This is a genomic window from Streptomyces sp. GbtcB7, assembly GCF_019091445.1.
Classification (GTDB): Bacteria; Actinomycetota; Actinomycetes; order Streptomycetales; family Streptomycetaceae; genus Streptomyces; species Streptomyces mirabilis.
In genome coordinates this window covers 1-14,135 of record NZ_JAGXJM010000079.1, presented here as the reverse complement: position 1 = coordinate 14,135, position 14,135 = coordinate 1, and the positions used below count along the sequence as shown (strand labels likewise).

At 67.5% G+C, this 14,135-nt stretch carries 13 protein-coding genes and 2 pseudogenes; 9 read left to right on the top strand and 6 right to left on the bottom strand.

Translation table 11 applies throughout. From position 1 onward, the window contains the following. From KVT44_RS54205 to KVT44_RS54195, 3 genes and pseudogenes are all read left to right on the top strand, one after another. A pseudogene (locus KVT44_RS54205) lies at positions 1-220 on the top strand (carbohydrate ABC transporter permease); the annotation flags it as partial. A 32-nt stretch (positions 221-252) separates the two neighbouring features. Then, positions 253-743 (top strand): annotated as a pseudogene (locus tag KVT44_RS54200) (transketolase); the annotation flags it as partial. Positions 744-838: 95 nt separating this feature from the next. After that, positions 839-1,852, top strand: a complete 1,014-nt coding sequence (locus tag KVT44_RS54195) for a LacI family DNA-binding transcriptional regulator (protein ID WP_254651168.1) — start codon at positions 839-841, stop codon at positions 1,850-1,852. 249 nt (positions 1,853-2,101) lie between these two features. Here KVT44_RS54195 and KVT44_RS54190 read toward each other — a convergent pair whose 3' ends face one another. Beyond that, positions 2,102-2,455: a DoxX family protein gene (locus KVT44_RS54190; protein ID WP_217576460.1), complete on the bottom strand. Its 354-nt coding sequence runs from the start codon at positions 2,453-2,455 to the stop codon at positions 2,102-2,104. 129 nt (positions 2,456-2,584) lie between these two features. After that, a complete protein-coding gene (locus tag KVT44_RS54185; RefSeq protein ID WP_217576458.1) occupies positions 2,585-3,607 on the bottom strand; it encodes an aldo/keto reductase in 1,023 nt (340 codons plus the stop codon). A gap of 129 nt (positions 3,608-3,736) precedes the next feature. Here KVT44_RS54185 and KVT44_RS54180 point away from each other — a divergent pair, with 129 nt between their 5' ends. Beyond that, on the top strand, positions 3,737-4,669 hold the full coding sequence (locus tag KVT44_RS54180; RefSeq protein ID WP_217576456.1) for an AraC family transcriptional regulator: 933 nt from the start codon (positions 3,737-3,739) through the stop codon (positions 4,667-4,669). A gap of 44 nt (positions 4,670-4,713) precedes the next feature. Here KVT44_RS54180 and KVT44_RS54175 read toward each other — a convergent pair whose 3' ends face one another. Next, complete coding sequence (locus KVT44_RS54175) at positions 4,714-5,328, bottom strand: TetR/AcrR family transcriptional regulator (RefSeq protein ID WP_217576454.1); 615 nt, start codon at positions 5,326-5,328, stop codon at positions 4,714-4,716. 146 nt (positions 5,329-5,474) lie between these two features. On the opposite strand from KVT44_RS54175, the gene KVT44_RS54170 reads away from it, so the two are divergent. From KVT44_RS54170 to KVT44_RS54150, 5 genes are read left to right on the top strand one after another with little or no spacing between them, the layout of a single operon-like run. Beyond that, positions 5,475-6,284, top strand: a complete 810-nt coding sequence (locus KVT44_RS54170) for an enoyl-CoA hydratase/isomerase family protein (RefSeq protein WP_217576452.1) — start codon at positions 5,475-5,477, stop codon at positions 6,282-6,284. 39 nt (positions 6,285-6,323) lie between these two features. Continuing rightward, positions 6,324-7,847 (top strand): long-chain fatty acid--CoA ligase, encoded by a 1,524-nt coding sequence (locus KVT44_RS54165; protein WP_217576450.1) that lies wholly within the window; start codon positions 6,324-6,326, stop codon positions 7,845-7,847. A gap of 3 nt (positions 7,848-7,850) precedes the next feature. After that, positions 7,851-9,176 (top strand): acyl-CoA dehydrogenase family protein, encoded by a 1,326-nt coding sequence (locus KVT44_RS54160; protein WP_217576448.1) that lies wholly within the window; start codon positions 7,851-7,853, stop codon positions 9,174-9,176. After that, on the top strand, positions 9,173-9,934 hold the full coding sequence (locus tag KVT44_RS54155) for an SDR family oxidoreductase (protein WP_217576446.1): 762 nt from the start codon (positions 9,173-9,175) through the stop codon (positions 9,932-9,934). The genes KVT44_RS54160 and KVT44_RS54155 overlap by 4 nt, the downstream gene beginning before the upstream one ends. Further along, entirely contained in the window at positions 9,931-11,016 is a 1,086-nt protein-coding gene (locus KVT44_RS54150; RefSeq protein WP_217576444.1) for a phosphotransferase family protein, read from the top strand. Before KVT44_RS54155 ends, KVT44_RS54150 begins: the two co-directional genes overlap by 4 nt. 250 nt (positions 11,017-11,266) lie before the next feature. On the opposite strand, the gene KVT44_RS54145 is transcribed toward KVT44_RS54150, so the two are convergent. The 3 genes from KVT44_RS54145 to KVT44_RS54135 form a co-directional block, all read right to left on the bottom strand. Continuing rightward, positions 11,267-12,133, bottom strand: coding sequence for an NAD-dependent epimerase/dehydratase family protein (locus KVT44_RS54145; RefSeq protein WP_217576442.1), 867 nt, complete (start codon positions 12,131-12,133; stop codon positions 11,267-11,269). Between the two features lie 38 nt (positions 12,134-12,171). Then, positions 12,172-13,059, bottom strand: coding sequence for an LLM class F420-dependent oxidoreductase (locus KVT44_RS54140; RefSeq protein WP_254651167.1), 888 nt, complete (start codon positions 13,057-13,059; stop codon positions 12,172-12,174). 146 nt (positions 13,060-13,205) lie between these two features. Continuing rightward, on the bottom strand, positions 13,206-14,135 hold a 930-nt coding region (locus KVT44_RS54135), incomplete at its 5' end, for a 3-hydroxyacyl-CoA dehydrogenase family protein (RefSeq protein ID WP_217576440.1).

Genomic DNA, 14,135 nt, shown 5'->3' with positions numbered 1-14,135 from the left:
CGCGATCTCCTCCTGGAACGAGTTCTTCTTCGCGGACAACCTCACCTCCACCACCGCCGGCACGGTGCCGGTGTATCTCAGCGGGTTGATCACCGGGCGCAGCCTGTTCCTCGCGCAGTTGTCCGCCGCCTCGCTGCTCGCCTCGCTGCCCGTGATCCTGCTCGGCTGGATCGCGCAGAAGCAACTGGTGCGCGGTCTCACCATGGGCGCAGTCAAGTGACCACCGCACGGCCCACTCCGGGACCTCCCAGCATGACCGGTCGCCCCACCTCCGCCCCACCGGCGCCGATCTCCGACCGGGCAGGCTGGACCGAACCCGACGCACAGGCCGTAGACCCGGTCCGGGTGCTGGCGGCCGCCGCCGGGTACAGAGGGCGGGCAACGGCCACCCCGGTGCGGCGATGAGCCCGGCCCCCGCCGCCTACCCGCTCTTCCAACAGGTGATGCGGCACGGTTCGGCCGACCAGCGGTGGCTGGGCAGGGACCGGATCGTCCTTTCCTGCGGGCACTCCAGCCCGACCTGTACAGCCAGTTTTTCCTGTCCGGCTACGGGGCTCGAGCTCGACGCCCTCAAGGGCCTGCGCACATGGGGCTCACTGACGCCGGCTCACCCCGAGCACGGACACACCCCGGGCGTGGAGTTGACCACGGGACCGCTCGGGCACGCGCTGGCCTCCGCGGTGTGCATGGCGATGGCGGCTCGCCGGGAGCGCGGTCTGCTCGACCCGGACGCCGCGCCGGGGGAGGGGTAGAGTCGATCTAGAAGCAAGCGGTTGCGCAATATTCTTGCGCTCAGGGGTGCGGTCTCGCGCTCGTGGTTCGGACAACGGAGGGCGGGATGCAGATGGCGGTGAGGAAGGTCACGATGGCCGACATCGCGAAACTGGCGGAGGTGTCGGTCACCACCGTCTCGCATGTGCTCAACGAGACCCGGTTCGTCGCGGACGAACCGCGGCGGCGCGTTCTCGCGGCGGTGGCAGAGACCGGATACACCCCCAACAGCGTGGCGCGCTCGATCGCGACCTCCACGACCGAGACCATCGGCTTGGCGCTGCCCGCCATGTCCAAGCCAGCCTTCACCGACCTGCTGGTGCACATCGAGGCCGAGGTGCGTTCCACCAGGTACAGCCTGCTGTTGATCGACACCGAGGACGATCCGGCCCGGGAACTGAGGGTCGTACAGGAACTGCACGCTCGCCGTGTGGACGGGGTGCTCATCGCCCCGTCCAAACGGCGAGCGCCGGCGATGAAGTTCCTTGCGGAGCGAGGCATCCCCACGGTGGTCATCGACCGGTTCGTGTCCAAGAAGTTCGACCAGGTCGGCGTCGAGAACACCGAGTCCACCGCCACCCTCGTCGACCACCTTGTCGAAGTGGGTCACCGTCGCATCGCCATGATCTCCGGTTTCCCCGGGCTGAGCACGACCAGCGAGCGCGTCAGCGGCTTCGAGAAGGGCCTCGAACGGCACGGTCTGGCGGCCGACCCCCAACTGATGATCAGTGGTCACGGGGATGAACAACACGCCAACGACGCAGTGCACCGTCTCCTCGCCCTGCCGGGGCCGCCGACCGCGTTGATCACCGGCAACAACCTCATGACCATCGGGGCGATGCGCGCCCTGACCGAGCTAGACCTGGAAGTCCCCCGGGACGTCGCCTTGGCGGGTTTCGACGACTTTCCGTGGGCCGACCTGTTCCGGCCACGGCTCACCACGGTGGCCCAGCCGTCGTCCGAGATCGGGCAGACCGCGGTCCAGCTGCTGGTGCAGCGGATAGCCGACCCGGAACGCCCGCCTCGAACGCTGCGCCTTGCCTCGCGATTCATGCACCGAGAATCCTGCGGCTGCCGCTGAGCGATCCGGGACCGTCCGGACGTTTCTTCAGAGACGTTCCGGCTGCGATGTGCCGTATCCCCCGGGGTGAGCAGCCCTTCGCCGCAATGGCCCGGTCACGCGAGCGTTGATGCAAGGGCGGCATCAGATCGCATGCGGCCGCCTTCCAGGTGCGACGGTCCGGGCAGTGGCGTGATCAGCCACAACATGCCTCACGTCTTCGAGATCGCCGAAGTCGATCCGCCCGGTCGGCGGCGCGCTCGGATGCGATCAGGTGGTGGCGATGCGCAGCACGGTGGTGACGATCGCGAGGATGCCCAGAATCGCGGCTGGAGCGATGTGCGCGAGGGTGTCCTTGACCCGGGCGTGACTGATGACGGCGCCGATCATCGTGAGGGTGAGGCCGATCGCGGCGGCGGCACCCAGCGGGGCCAGCCACAGGCCTATCAGGAGTCCGGCGGATCCGGCGAATTCCAGCAGGCCGATGATCCGGGTGGCGCCGGCCGGGTAGCCCAGCTTCTGGGTTGACTCGATCGACTCGGGCTTGCCGGTGACCTTCGGCAGACCGGCTGCCGCGAATGCCAGCGCGAGCAGGATGGACAGGACTGCGGTGGCGATGAACATGCGGTACTCCAACGATCTGGCTCAAGATACTGTAGTAACAGTAGATATAGCAGTTGCTTACGTTTTTAAAGTATCTCGACATGCTCTTTGTGCAGTGGGAGCCGGGGCGGCGGCTCCCACTGGCGCGCCTCAGCCCCGCGGGATGCGGTCCCCGGCGCCGTACGCCTGGATCCACCCGGGATACTCCGGGGTGAGCGCGCTGACCGTGTCGAGTTCCGTGAGATCCTGCTCGCTGAGCTTCAGCTCGGCCGCCGCGATGTTGTCGGTGAGCTGTTCCACACGTTTGGCTCCGATGATCGTGCTGGTGACGCCCGGCTGGGCGAGCACCCAGGCGAGGGCCACCTGTGCGGCGCTCACCTCGTGCCGGGCGGCGACCGCCTTGAGCACGTCGATCACGTCGTAGGCCTTCTCGCGGTCGATCGGAGGGAAGTCCAGCTGGGTGCGGCGGGCGCTGGCATCGGCGGCGCCCTCGCGGGTGAACTTGCCGGACAGGAAGCCGCCCGCCAGCGGGCTCCACGCCAGGAGGCCGAGTCCCTGGTCCTTGATCATGGGGAGCAGCTCGCGTTCGAGGTCGCGTCCGGCCAGCGAGTAGTAAGCCTGCACCGAGATGAACGGCTCAAGGTCGCGCAGGGCCGAGACGCCGAGCGACTTGACGATCTGCCAGGCGGTGAGGTTGGAGGCGCCGATGTAACGGACCTTGCCCTGACGGACCGCGTCGGTCAGGGCGCCCAGGGTTTCCTCGAAGCTGGTCAGCGGGTCGAATCCATGGATCTGGTACAGGTCGATGTGGTCCGTGTCCAGGCGGCGCAGACTGCTCTCCAGTGCCTGGGTGACGTGAATGCGCGACTGGCCGACATCGTTGGGGCCCGGGCCGGTGCGGCCGTGCAGCTTGGTCGCGAGCACCACGTCGTCGCGGCGGCTCTTGAGCACCTTCCCGAGCAGTTCCTCCGACTCGCCCGCCGCGTAGACGTCGGCGGTGTCGATGAAGTTGACGCCTGCGTCGAGAGCGGTGCCGACGATACGGTCGGTGTCTTCAAGGCCCAGGCCGCCGACCGCGTCGAACGGTGGAGTGTTGGCTCCGCCGAAGGTCATCGCTCCCAAGCAGATCCGGGAGACGAAGGTGCCGGTACGGCCGAGCTGTTCGTACTGCATGGTGTGCCCTTCCTAGGTACGTACACTTGCACGCTAGACCCGTCTAGGCGGACAATCCATGAGGGAGAGTCCAGGATTCATGCTGGATCATCCAAAGATTCGATGATGTGATCGTCTGGAGTGCTGCCGGTGGATCCCTTGTCCGATGTTCTCGCCCTGCTGGACGTGAAGGGCGCCCTGTCGGTGCGTCTGGAGGCGGGTGGCCACTGGGCCATGGACTTCACCGGCTACCGACACCTGAAGTTCGGCGCAGTCCTATCCGGTGACTGCTGGATCACGGTCGACGGAGTCGAGGAGCCGGTCCATCTCGACGCGGGCGACTGCTATCTACTCGCGAACGGACTGCCTTACCGGGTCGGCAGTGACCTGGAGACCGAACCCGTTGACGGTTCGCTCGTCTTCGCGGCGGCGGGCGGTGCCCCCATCGTCCGATATGGCGACGCAGACCCGATGACCGTCGTGATCGGCGTCAGCATCACCCTGGATGAACTCAATGCCGGCCTGCTTCTCGATTCTCTCCCTCCGCTCATCATCATCCGCGCTTCCTCCGACCCCGCGCACGTACTGCGTTCAGCGTTGCAACTACTCGCCCACGAGACCGCCGAATCGCGCCCTGGCGCCGCACTGATGACCGGTCACCTGGCCCACATCGTGTTCCTCCAGGCTCTCCGGGCGCACCTCGCCTCCCCCGGTGGGGACGCCCCGCCCTACGGTGGCTGGCTTGGCGCCCTCGCCGACCCGCAGATCGGCGCCGCCCTGGGCTTGATGCACGATGACGTCACCAGGCGGTGGACGGTCCGAGACCTTGCCACCGCCGTCAACATGTCCCGGTCGAGCTTCGCGGAGAGGTTCAAGGCTCTGGTGGGGGTCGCACCGGTGGACTATCTGCTGAAACGGCGTATGCAGACCGCCGGCCAGGCGCTGCGCAACGGGGACCGCACAGTGTCCGCGATCGCGGCGGACTGGGGCTATGACTCGGAGAGCGCGTTCAGCAACGCCTTCAAGCGCGTTATGGGGCGCGCACCCAGCCACTACCGGCGGGCAGAGGCGCTGGCTCGCTGAGAGCGGGAGGAGCGGGGCGGGAGGAGCGGGGGCGGGAGGAGAGCCTATGAGGGCGGTCCACCCGCCCCGGCGATGCGAACCGCGTACTCGCCGTAGAGATATGCGATCTGAGTGGCCGACAGCTCGTTGTCAGCGCGGAACCACTTGGGCACGGCCTCGCACATCTCGATAATGGCGAAGGCGGCGATCTTCGAGTTCTCGACCACGAACCGGCCCTCGTCATGGCCGCGGCCGAGCAGTTCCTCGACTCGGTGAAGATAGGTCTGACGCCGGGTCAGGATCTCCTTGAGGTCGTCGCTCTCCGCCCACATGAAGTCCCGGGTCGTGACAATCGCCTCTTGGGGGCATTGGGTGAAGTACCGCACTTGCGACTCGGCGACCCGACGCAGTTGATCGACGACATCGGTGGTGCTGGCGATGGCGTCTGCCTGAATGCTGAGAGCGGCGTCGAGGGTGCCGAGCACGATCTCGCGCAGTAGCTCGGCCTTGGAGCTGATGTGGCTGTAGACGCTCGTCGTTCCGATCCCGAGGGCGTCCGAGATGTCCCGGACCCCCGTCGTGCGGTAGCCCCGCTCGGCGAACAGGGCGAGTGCCGCGTCGCGCACGTCGGAACGCTGGTTCGTGGTGCGGCCGGAGGGCCGACGGGGCTTGGTGGGCATAGCAGCAGCCTAGCAGCCGTCGAGACTCTCCGGAACGACTGTTCGTACGGAGTACCTGCACGGCCATTGACAGCCGTTATATCGCTTCCTAAGTTTGTGGACGAACAGTCGTTCCGGACTGTGCACCACAACGGACGGAGAGAGCCGTGACCGACTACAAGAAGATCCTTTTCGCACGTGAGGGCGAGATCACGACGATCACCTTCAACCGCCCGGAAGCTCACAACGCACTGGACCGTCAGATGTCCGACGAACTGCAGGACGCGGTGCGCCGGGTGAAGAAGGACCGCGAGTGCCGGTTCCTGATCTTCCGGGGTGCGGGGGAGACCTTCTGCGCCGGCGACGACATCAAGGACTTCCTGACCTGGACGGACGACGACCCGTACTGGCAGGCCCGTCAGTACCAGGAGACCGCCCAGATGATCGAGGACCTGAATCCGATCACCATCGCTGCGGTTGACGGAGTCTGCACCGGTGGTGGCCTGGAGCTGACACTGACCTGTGACTTCGTCATCGCCACCGACCGTAGCCGGTGGGGCATGCCGGAGATCGACTGGGACATCACGCCCGGCTGGGGCGGCGTCACCCGCCTGGCCCGGTTCGCCGGCCGCCGCAAGGCCAAGGAGTGGAACCTGATCGGCCAGCTGTTCTCTGCCCAGGTCGCCGAGCAGCACGACATGATCAACAGGATCTGTGCGCCGGAGGAACTGAACGCCGAGGTCGACGCGCTGGTCGAGGTCATGTCCGCCAAGAACCCGATCACCATTCGCCGCTCGAAGTTCGCCCTCAACAAGGGCGCGGACCTGCCCCTGTCCGGAGCAATGGCCTTCGAGATCCCGATCGTTCCCTTCGCCAACAAGCCCGGACGATTCGCCACCGAGGGCATGGAGGACTTTGCTCAGCCGGAGACCCGTGCCGCCCGCCGTAAGCTCTCCAAGAACTTCTGGCAGGACTGACCGGTCCTTCGGGCTTCCGGTTTGGATGAAGGAGGAGCAATGGGGCTCAACCTGTCCGTCCTGCTCACCGAGTCGGCCAAGGCGTACCCCGACCGGCCGGCGTTGCGCGTCGGCCGATCGGTGATCACGTACCGCCGGCTGGATGAGGAGAGCGATCGTGCCGCGACCGTGCTGCGCGGTCTTGGTGTCGCACGAGGGCGCACCGTTGCCCTCATGCTGCCGAACGGTGTCGACTTCGTCGTCGCCTGCCTCGGAGTACTGAAGGCCGGGGGAACCGTCGTACCACTCAACACGCTGTTGCGTGCGGGAGAGTTGGAGTTCTGTCTCCACGACTCGGGGGCCCACGTGCTCATCGTGGGGGAGGACCTCGGCCACGAGGCGCTGCCGGTCGCGGCTGGACTGGGCGTGCCGCAGGTCCTTAAGGCGACCGGATTCCTGGACCGGGTCGCCGCCGCCCAGCCTGGCGGGCCCGTCGAGGACACCGACCCCGGGGACATCGCCGTACTGCTGTACACATCGGGTACCACCGGACGTCCGAAAGGTGCGCAGCTCACCCATTCCGGCATGGTGTGGACCGCTCACACCATCGCCACCCGAGTGTTGCGCATGACGCCGGACGACGTGGTTCTCGCGGCGCTGCCGTTCAGCCACATCTTCGGGCTCAACGCGGTACTCAACATGGCCCTGCTGTCGGGCGCCTGCGTACTGATCGAGCAGCGCTTCGACGCCGAGGCGACCCTGCCGCTCATGGCGGAGCACCGGGTGTCCGTCTTTCCCGGAGTGCCGGCCATGTCCGTCGGCCTGTTGGCCGCGTACCGGCGTCGGCCGGTGGAACTGCCGGAGTTGCGGGTCGCGCTGCTGGGCGGGCAGTCCGTGCCCACCGAAGTGCGACGAGCCTTCACCGACACCTTCGGCTGCCATACCATCGAGTCGTACGGAATCTCCGAGGCGTCATCGGCGGTCGCCGCGACACCCGCAGACCGCCCCGGCAAGCCGGCCTCGGTCGGACAGCCGATCTGGGGCACCGACGTCCTGATCGCCGACGACGACGGAAAGCCCTGCCCGACGGGCGAGCGGGGGGAGATCCTTGTCCGGGGCGTCGGGGTCATGACGGGCTACCACAACCTTCCCGAGGCGACCGCCGAGGCCCTGCGCGACGGCTGGTTCCACACCGGAGACATCGGGCTGCTGGACGCCGACGGTGACCTGTTCGTGGTGGACCGCAAGAAGGACATGATCATCCGCGGCGGGTACAACATTTACCCGCGCGAGGTCGAAGAAATCCTCTACCAGCACCCCGATGTGCTCGAAGCCGCCGTACTCGGCGTCCCCGACCCACTGCACGGCGAGGAGGTCGCGGCTGCCGTCCGGCTGCGGCCCGGAGCACGTACCACTGCGGACGAGCTGCGCGAATACACCCGCGATCGGCTGGCCGCCTACAAATACCCGCGCATCGTCGCGTTCGTCGACCGGCTGCCGACGAGTTCCACCGGCAAGTTGCTCAAGCGCGCGATCGACACCCACGAGTTGCGGCGTGTCGCGGATGAACAGAAAGGGCAGTAGCCAATGGCATGGGAATTTGCCACGGAGCCCGCCTTTCAGAAGAAGCTCGACTGGATGAGCGCCTTCGTACGCGAGAAGATCTGGCCACTCGAGACGATCGCCGAAGACCTGGACCAGCAGGCGCTGGATGATATCTACGGTCCACTGCAGCAGGAGGTGAAGGAGCAGCGGCTGTGGGCCTGCCATCTGCCGCCGGAGCTCGGCGGCCAAGGGTATGGCCAGGTCAAGCTCGGTCTGATCAATGAGATCCTCGGCAGCTCGCCGTACGCACCGCGGGCGTTCGGCTGTCAGGCTCCCGACTCCGGCAACAGCGAGATCCTGGCCCTGGCCGGCACTCCGGAGCAGAAGGAACGGTGGCTGCGTCCGCTGCTGGCCGGCGAGTTGAAGTCGGCGTTCAGTATGACGGAGCCCGACACCGCGGGTTCGGACCCCACACTCTTGCGTACGCGTGCCGTGCGAGACGGCGACGAGTATGTCATCGACGGGCACAAGTGGTTCACCTCCAACGGCTCGGTGGCGGATTTCCTCATCGTGATGGCGGTGACCGATCCGGACGAAGTCCCGCACCGGCGCGCCTCCATGTTCATCGTCCCGACAGACACGTCGGGCGTGCGGGTGCTGCGGGATGTGCCGACGATGGAGCACCCGCAGGAGGAGTTCGGGAAGGTCGGCGGTCACGCCGAGATCCGTTACGACGGCGTGCGGGTGCCCGCCGAGAACCCCCTCGGCGAGGAGGGCGACGGGTTCAGGATCGCCCAGCACCGCCTGGGACCGGGCAGGATTCACCACTGCATGCGCTGGCTCGGAGTGTCCCGACGGGCCTTCGACATGCTCTGCGAACGGGCCACCTACCGCTATGCGCAGGGTTCTGTGCTGGGCGACAAACAGACCGTGCAGAACTGGATCGCCGACTCGGCGGCACAGATGCACGCCGCGCGTCTCATGACCCTGCACGCGGCCTGGATCATGGACACACAGGGCGTCCAGGCGGCCGTCCAGGACATCTCCTTGATCAAGTTCTTTGGGGCCGGCGTGCTGCACGACGTCGTGGACCGGGCCCTTCAGATCCACGGCGCGCTCGGCTACTCGGCCGACCTTCCGTTGGAGGCCATGTACCGCGACGCCCGCGCGGCACGACTGTACGACGGCGCCGACGAAGTGCACCGGGGTTCGGTGGCGCGCAGGATCCTGCGCGACCACAAGCCGCCGGCTGACGAAGTGCCGACCGCGCACGTACCCACGCGCCGAGCCGCAGCAAGGACGCGGTACGCCGAGCTGATCCAGGCCTCGGCGGACCGCGGTCGTCTTTCGCTGAGGAGCGGACCATGACCGTCCGTCGTACAGCTCTGGTGACCGGGGCGAGCCGTGGCATCGGCCTGGCGGTGGCGCGTGCCTTCCTGGACCGGGGAATGCGTGTCTGTATCACCGCTCGCAATCAGGAGGCCCTCGACAAGGCCGCCGCAGGACTCGGCGCGCCCGACTCCGTCCTGGCGCTGGCGGGATCAAGTTCCGACCCCGAACACCGGGCCGTGGCGGTGGCTCGGACGATGGGCCGATTCGGTTCCGTGGACATCCTGGTCAACCACGCCGGGATCAACCCGACTTACGGCCCGCTGGTCGGCGCCGATCTGAACGTGGTCCAGAAGACCCTGGCGACAAACGTGGTCGCACCTCTCGGCTGGGTCCAAGAAGTCCACCGGGCATGGATGGGGGAGCACGGCGGAGCGGTCGTCAACATCGGTTCGATCGCGGGACTCCGGCCGCAACTGGGACTCGGCGCGTACGTGACTAGCAAGGCCGCTCTGCTGCACCTGACCCGCCAGCTTGCCTTCGAGCTCGGCCCGGACATCAGGGTCAACGCCGTCGTACCCGCACTGGTGCGTACGAAGTTCGCCGCAGCCCTCTATGACGGCAACGAACCCGCGCTCCTCGCGCACTATCCGCTGGGCCGGCTCGGCCGGGCGGAGGACGTCGCGAGCGCCGTGGCCTTCCTCGCTTCGGACGAAGCCCAATGGATCACCGGTGAGTCGCTCGTCGTCGACGGCGGCCTGCTGGTCAATGACTCAGTGAGTGAGGTGCCCGCATGAGTTCCGCGGCACTGGCCGCCGACGACATCGTGCAGTCCGCCGCGGAGGTCGGCGTGGGTGCCCGTGAACCCCTGGTGATTCTCGATGGTCTGACGGCGTATCTGGACGAGCACGATCTCGGCCGGGGGCCGGTCCAGGTGGAGCCGATCGGGGAGGGGCATTCGAACGTCACCATGGCGGTCCGGCGCGAGGGCGCTGACCTGGTCCTGCGGCGCCCGCCCAGGGGCCCGCTGCCGCCCAGTGCTCATGACATGGTGCGCGAGGCACGGGTCATCAGGGCACTCGGGCCGACCGGGGCACGGGTGCCGCATGTGGTGGCGATCTGTGATGACGCGGCCGTCATCGGTGCGCCGTTCTTTCTGTCGGAGCGCGTCGAAGGGCATGTGATCACGGGCACCGTGGCCGAGGTGTTCTCGGCCGATGAAGACCGTCGCCGTATCGCGGACGAACTCGTCGATGCGCTGGTGGAGGTGCACGCCGTCGACTGGAGCGCCGCCGGGCTCGACGGCCTCGGTCGGCCCAGCGGTTACCTGGAGCGGCAGTTGCGGCGGTTCAGCGGCCTCTGGGAGCACAGCCGTACGCGCGAATTCCCTCTCATCACCGAGGTCGCGGCATGGCTCGCGGCGAACCGGCCCGCCGACGGTGACACGACGGTCGTCCATGGTGACTACCGTCTGGGCAACGTCATGCTCGCGCCGGATGCCCCGGCCCGGCTGGTGGCGGTCTTCGACTGGGAGATGGCCCCCATCGGCGACCCGCTCGCCGACCTCGGCTACCTGTCCATGCTGTGGGTCGACGCCCAGGACCCGCCGCTCGGTCAGTTCGAGATCTACAACGTCACCAGGCAGGCCGGCTTTCCTTCCCGCGCGGACCTCATCAACGCCTACGCCGAACGGTCGGGACGTGATGTCTCAGGCATCCGCTGGTACCAGGTACTGGCGCTCTGGAAGGCCGCGATCTTCATGGAGGGTAACTACCGGAGGGCGGTCAGTGGGTCCAGCGACGACCCTTTCCTCAAGTCCTTCGGAGAGGGAGTGCTCGAACTGGGCGAGCGGGCCCAAGCGTTGATCAATGGAGCCTGACCATGCCTCGACGCCCCCGACCGGAACCGTGCGGGCAGTCGTCCGGCTCTGGGCCCCCACAGCCGCGAGATACATGGACTTCGGGGACCTGGCTTCCGACGAGGTGGCCACGCTGAGGGCGACGGGCCTGGGCGGGAACGTCACGGCGCGGGCGTCGTCCGCCCCGCACGGATGAGGCGGTGAACGGGTCCGCCCCGGCTGCGCAGGGTTCGCGGCGGGGCGGACCCGTTCCGTTTCCCCGGCCGTCGGGTCAGCCTGCGGCGATCTCCGCGAGGGCGTCGTTGTGCTTCGGCGCCCAGCCGAGCTTGTGGCGGGCGCGGTCGCCGGTGAGCTGCTGGTCGAGGAGAAGAGCTTCTGCGAGCGGACCGAGCCGCTCGCTCGCCTGCTCCGGCGTCAGATGGCGGAGTCGCCCGGGGCAGCCGGCCGCCTGGCTGGCGGCTTCGGCGATGTCCTTGAACGCCAGGTTCTGCCCGCCGACGCCCGCGTATTCGGTGGCGGCAGGGGCACTGAGCGCCAGTACGTACAGCTCAGCGAGGTCCTCGACGTGTACCAGGGCCCAACGGTTGGCGCCGTCACCGATGACCGGCACGGCGCCGTTGGTGTATCCCTGATCTACCAGTAGCATCTGGGGCAAACCACCCGAGCGACCATAGACGATGCCCGGCTTCACGATGACGGGACGGCCGCCGATCAGGGAACGGGTGAGCACGCGCTTCTCGTTCTCCAACCGCCATGCGCTGATCTGCGGCGGGCTGAGCTGCGCCTCCTCGTCTGCGACGCCATCGGTGTCGCCGTAGACCCAGACCCCTCCGGTGTGGACGTACGGTCCGCTGCCGACGCCGTCCTGCAGCGCCTCGGCTGCGTCGCGGTCGACGGCGGCGATGTCCTCGGTCCGACTCCGGGCGAGGTGGATCACGCCGTCGGCCCGGACAGCAGCTTCGCGCAGCCCGGTGGTGTCGGTGAGATCGCCGCGCACGGGAGTGGCACCGAGCGTGGACACGGTCCGGGCGGCGCTGTCACTGCGGACGAGCGCCTCCACTCGATGACCGTGTTGGAGCAGCGCCGGGATGGTGTGGCGGCCGATGTAGCCGGATCCACCCGTAATGAAGACTCTCAACTTAACCGCTTGTCCTGATAGTGATGGTTCGTAAAGGCTCAGCGACCGACCGGGACGATCTTGGCGCTCTGCTCCACGACCTCGCCGAGGAGCGGGACGACCTGTGCCTCATGTGGCTTCATGGACGAGAAGACCAGCTGGTCGATGCCCTGTTCGGCGAACCGCCCGGCGGTGTCCAGAGCCTGCTCGACGGAGGCGTCCGAAGGAAGCACGCTGATCGCAGTCTTCTCGATCTCTTCGTACGGGCGGCCCACGCGGGCGCAGTGTTCGCGCAGCACGTCCAGCTTGCGCGGGAGTTCCGGCGAGTCCATGAGGTTGCAGGCGTCGGCGTACTGGGCGACCAGTCGCAGCGTTTTCTTCTCTCCGCTGCCGCCGATCAGGATCGGCGGGTGCGGAGAGCGCAACGCCGCCGGCGAGTTCAGCGGCCGGGCGAGCCGGTAGTGCTCGCCCGTGAACGGGCTCTCGTCGCCGGACCACATCTGATGGGCGATCCGAAGGATCTCCTCCAGGCGTTCGAAGCGCTCCGCCAGGGGCGGGAACGGGATGCCCAGACCGGCGGCTTCCTCACCGTTCCAAGCCGCGCCGATGCCGAGCCAGGCACGGCCGCCGGACAGGACGTCGAGCGTGGTGACCGTCTTGACCAGGAGACCAGGGTGCCGGTAGACGCTGCCGGTCACCATGGTGCCGAGCGTGATGTGCTCGGTGAGCGCGGCGGCATACGCGAGGGCCGAGTACGCTTCCAGCATTGGCTCTTCGGCCGGGCCGACAGTCGCGATCTGGAAGACATGGTCCATGACCCAGAGACTGTGCAGACCTGCCTGGTCAGCGTCACGGGCGATCCGCCCGAAGACCGGGCCGATCCGGTCCGGTCCACCCGGGTAGGTGAAACTGGGAACTTGGAGACCGATGCGCATGGCGATCCTCATGGTCGGGGGATGGCTTTTCTCCGTGGAAGGTTAGGCTGTCAACAATGGCGTTTCCATGAGGCAGAGTCCGTATTTCATGCTGGATCGTCCGGCATGGATGCTGCCTGACGGGGAGTCGGCCTCCTTCGGGGGACGAAGCATCGGTATCACCGGAAGGCATTCCCGGTCGAGGCAGTGGTCAGCAGTCCGGCCGGCGGTTCGAAGCGGGGTCCGTAGCGCTCGGTGAGTTCACGGGCCCGCCCGATGAAGCCTGGCAGGCCACCGGGGTAGCCATGGATGTACTGGAGCACGCCACCGGTCCACGCGGGGAAGCCGATGCCGAGCAGCGAGCCCACATTGGCGTCCGGTTCCGAGCGCAGGACGCCCTCCTCGAAGCACCGGACCGTCTCCAGCGCTTCGGCGAAGAGCATCCGCTCCTTCATGTCCTCGAACGGGATCCCGGCGCCCTCACGGGTGAAGTGCCGGGACAGGCCGGTCCAGAGGCTGGTCCGTCGGCCGTCGGCGTAGTCGTAGAACCCGGTGCCCGCCGCCCGGCCCGTGCGGCCGAACTCGTCGATCAGACGGTCGATCACCGGCTCCGACGGGTGTGTCTCCCACGTCCCGCCGCCTTCGCGTACTGCCGCCTGGGCCCCGTCGCGGACCTTGCGGGGCAGAGTGAGGGTGAGTTCGTCCCACAACTGGAGAGGCGGGGTGGGATATCCGGCCTGGAGGCCGGCCTGCTCGATCGACGTGGGGGCGATGCCCTCGCCCACCATGGCGGCGGCTTCTTCGAGGAATCGCATGATCACCCGGCTCGTGAAGAACCCCCTGCTGTCATTGACCACGATCGGCGTCTTTTCGAGCTGCCGGGCGACGTCGAAGGCCTTGGCCAGCGTGGCATCGCTGGTCTTCTCGCCCACCACGATCTCCAGCAGTTGCATCCGCTCCGCCGGGGATAAGAAGTGCAGGCCGAGGAAGTCCTCGGGCTGCCGGACTCCTGCGGCGAGTTCGGAGATCGGCAGGGTCGAGGTGTTGGAGCCGAGCACCGCACCAGGTGCGACGACGTCCTCGATCTCGGCGAACACCGTCCTCTTCAG

Coding starts and splice junctions, on each gene's coding strand:
- KVT44_RS54195 (WP_254651168.1), top strand. CDS start 839: ATGCAGATGGCGGTGAGGAAGGTCACGATGGCCGACATCGCGAAACTG.
- KVT44_RS54190 (WP_217576460.1), bottom strand. CDS start 2,455: ATGTTCATCGCCACCGCAGTCCTGTCCATCCTGCTCGCGCTGGCATTC.
- KVT44_RS54185 (WP_217576458.1), bottom strand. CDS start 3,607: ATGCAGTACGAACAGCTCGGCCGTACCGGCACCTTCGTCTCCCGGATC.
- KVT44_RS54175 (WP_217576454.1), bottom strand. CDS start 5,328: ATGCCCACCAAGCCCCGTCGGCCCTCCGGCCGCACCACGAACCAGCGT.
- KVT44_RS54165 (WP_217576450.1), top strand. CDS start 6,324: ATGGGGCTCAACCTGTCCGTCCTGCTCACCGAGTCGGCCAAGGCGTAC.
- KVT44_RS54160 (WP_217576448.1), top strand. CDS start 7,851: ATGGCATGGGAATTTGCCACGGAGCCCGCCTTTCAGAAGAAGCTCGAC.
- KVT44_RS54155 (WP_217576446.1), top strand. CDS start 9,173: ATGACCGTCCGTCGTACAGCTCTGGTGACCGGGGCGAGCCGTGGCATC.
- KVT44_RS54150 (WP_217576444.1), top strand. CDS start 9,931: ATGAGTTCCGCGGCACTGGCCGCCGACGACATCGTGCAGTCCGCCGCG.
- KVT44_RS54140 (WP_254651167.1), bottom strand. CDS start 13,059: ATGAGGATCGCCATGCGCATCGGTCTCCAAGTTCCCAGTTTCACCTAC.